Genomic DNA, 2,928 nt, shown 5'->3' on the forward strand with positions numbered 1-2,928 from the left:
CCCGCTCTTTTTATTGCTGCGGAAGCCTTGATTTTCAGAGGGCTTCCGCTTTTTATATTCTGGAAAGGAGCACTTTACGACAGAAGGCCGCTCTGTGGGGCTGCTGCGGCGGCCAGAAGAAGGATGGCCAGAAAGAGAACGTTCATGGCTGTAAAGTGCGCCAGGTATTTTCCCTTGAGACCAGGAAAATCCCTGGCTACATATTTGTAGGAGATCAGGCTGGCCATGGACGCGATCAGTGTTCCCAGGCCTCCCAGATTTGTGCCGATGAGGAGGGAGGCGCCCTGATCGGTGAAGCCGGACAGCAGGAGAGCCGCCGGGACATTGCTGATGACCTGGCTGACCGCCACGGAACAAAGGAGTTCATTGCCGGTGATCAGCTGCTGGAATAGACTGCTGATCCAGGGGATCTGTTTCATGTTCCCAATGAAAATGAAAAAGCCCGCAAAGGTGATCAGAAGGGAGTAATCGACCTTTGAAAATATGGCGCGGTCTGCGAAAAGTCCGAGGCAGACGACCGCCAGCAGAAGGAGTGGGATGGGGATCCATTTTCCTACGGCTCCCAGACAGAGAAGAAACATGAGCAGATAGGAAAGAAGGCTTTTGCGGCAGAATGGCGCCGCTCCCGGAACGGTCTGCATTTCGGACAGGCCGAAAGAAAGCGGCTGGTTTTTCCCGCGCAGGAGTGCAAGAAGAATGAGCAGCAGGGACAGGAGGGCAAAGGGAAGCATGATCTGGAGGAAAGTGCCCATTCCCAGATGGTAGTGGGAATAGAGGTAGAGATTTTGCGGGTTTCCAATGGGGGTGGCCATGCTTCCAAGATTGGCGGCAATGGTCTGCAGAACGACCACAGGGATCAGCCTGTCCTCGCGGCGGATCATTTTCAGCAGCTCAATGGCGAAGGGGACAAAGGTGATCAGCGCCACGTCATTGGTGATGAACATGCTGGAGAAAAAACACAGGAGGACCAGGAGCATTTCCAGCTGCCGGAGACTGTGTATGCGCATTAGAAGGCTTTCTCCCATCTGGTGGAAAAATCCCATGGCCTGGAGTCCCGCCATGGTGGCCATGAGACAGAATAAAAGCCCCAGGGTGTGAAGGTCCAGGTAACTGATATAGCGGATGCTGGGCGGAACGGCCGCCATGGACAGGATGGCCAGCGTCCAGGCTGCAGTAAGCACCGCGTCCTTTTTTAAAAATGACAAAATTCGTTTCATGATGATCCCTCGATTCCTTTGATTGGGTTCCGGGAGGAAGCCCTTCCGGTCCGGTCCTAGAGTAACACAGGAGGGAGGGGAGCGCAAGAGGACTTTTGGGCAGTGTTTACAGGGGGTGTCGGGAATAGAGTCAGTTAATAGATTTATTCTGAAAATTCAAATTATATATCGAGAAAAATTTGCCGAAAACAGGATGAGAAGAAAATTTGACATTTCATTTTAAGTGTGCTATACTAATTATCGTAAAAATAAATAAAAAAGAACCGTCTTACATATTAAGAAGGGCTTTTGGTATTTCACCATCAGGTGCTGTATGAAAAGCCTTTCTTTTTATTTACGCGTGGAATGCGCGCAGAGAAAGGCGGGAAAATCCGGGGCCCTGGAAGGGTAGGTAAGGCAGAAATCTGCGGACGAGCCGCAGGTGCAGCAAAATCAATATCAAACAGGAGGAAGGAAACATGAATACCATTAACGTAACAAAAAGGGATCTTACAGTGAAGGCAAAGAAGCTCAGAAGGAATGGATACGTTCCGGGAAGCGTTTTCGGCGGTATGTTAAAGGAGCCGGTGGCTCTTCAGATCGAAGAGTCTGTGGCCAGACAGCTGGTCCGGGAGCTTCGTGAGGGCAGCCGTCTGAAACTGGATCTGGATGGAACAGTGATCCCTGTACAGATAAAAGAAAAATCTCTGGACAACTTAAAGCATGAGATCCTGGAGATCAGCTTCCAGGCTCTGTCGGCAGACCAGGCGGTCAACAGCGTGATCGATATTGTGCTGGTGAACGCGGATAAGGTGACGGCGGTCCTGGAGAAGCTGAATATGAAGATTCCGTACTCGGCTCTTCCAGCAGATATGATCGATACGCTGGAAATCGACGTGGACGGTATGCCTGTGGGAACCATTGTGACCGTAGGGGATATTCCGGAGTTAAAGAGTGAGAAGCTGGCGCTTCAGGTCAACAGCGATGAGATCGTATTCCGGATCACCGACGGAAAACGCGGAGGAGGAGCTGCTTCTGAGGCAAAGGAGGCTCCGGCGGCAGAATAATTGCCTGGCTGGTGCTTGGGAATACGGGGGCAGTCCCCTGGCCAGAGGCGGAAGCCGTCTGGAAACTGAATAAGATAAAAGGGCAGCCGCCCGGCAGACTGGAAATCTGGTCTGCCGGGCGGCTTTTTTTGCATATTTTCTCTTTTGGGGTGGATAGGGGGTGGGGGTTCTGATGACGAGATTGGGTATATAAGCCGCTTTTTTCGCCAGTACCCAAAAATCTTTGTTTTTTCTGGGAAAAATTCAAAAAGTCTTGAGATTTTGGGCATAAAACAAAAAGAGGCATTCCCAATGCCCAAAATCAGACGGAATTTTGGGCATTGGGAGAAAAAAACAGGGATATTGCCCAAAGGGACTCATTTTGGAGGTTTGAAGGGGGGGATGGGGAGGAGAGGCAGGAGCTGAATGGGCTGGATATCCACGGACCGGGGGAAGCTGACGGTGAAGTTCTTCTTTCATATGTTGTTATGTTCCATAAAACGTGGTTCCTGGATTTGTGCAGAATGATGAAAAAGTGAGAATTATATACAGATATAAATATTCACCTTGACATATAACTATATATAATGATATAGTACCTGACTTCCGTCGTTTCTCTCAAAACATAGTACTCAGGAGTCCAGGAGGATACAGTTCTGAAAAAGATTGTTGATTTCTTTTTCAGT

The 2,928-nt window shown here is 49.7% G+C and carries 3 protein-coding genes; 2 read left to right on the forward strand and 1 reads right to left on the reverse strand.

Annotated elements, in window-relative coordinates; translation table 11 throughout:
• Positions 1-74 precede the first annotated feature (74 nt).
• Positions 75-1,217, reverse strand: a complete 1,143-nt coding sequence (locus OCV69_RS15500; RefSeq protein WP_158360208.1) for an SLC13 family permease — start codon at positions 1,215-1,217, stop codon at positions 75-77.
• Positions 1,218-1,675: 458 nt separating this feature from the next.
• Between OCV69_RS15500 and OCV69_RS15505 the strand changes: the two genes are divergently transcribed.
• Both OCV69_RS15505 and OCV69_RS15510 read left to right on the forward strand, forming a co-directional pair.
• Positions 1,676-2,263, forward strand: coding sequence for a 50S ribosomal protein L25/general stress protein Ctc (locus OCV69_RS15505; protein ID WP_158360209.1), 588 nt, complete (start codon positions 1,676-1,678; stop codon positions 2,261-2,263).
• Between the two features lie 320 nt (positions 2,264-2,583).
• Positions 2,584-2,781: a hypothetical protein gene (locus OCV69_RS15510; RefSeq protein ID WP_158360210.1), complete on the forward strand. Its 198-nt coding sequence runs from the start codon at positions 2,584-2,586 to the stop codon at positions 2,779-2,781.
• The last annotated feature ends 147 nt before the right edge of the window (positions 2,782-2,928 follow it).

Origin of the sequence: Alitiscatomonas aceti, from assembly GCF_025567195.1 — a bacterium.
Lineage (GTDB): Bacteria > Bacillota > Clostridia > Lachnospirales > Lachnospiraceae > Alitiscatomonas > Alitiscatomonas aceti.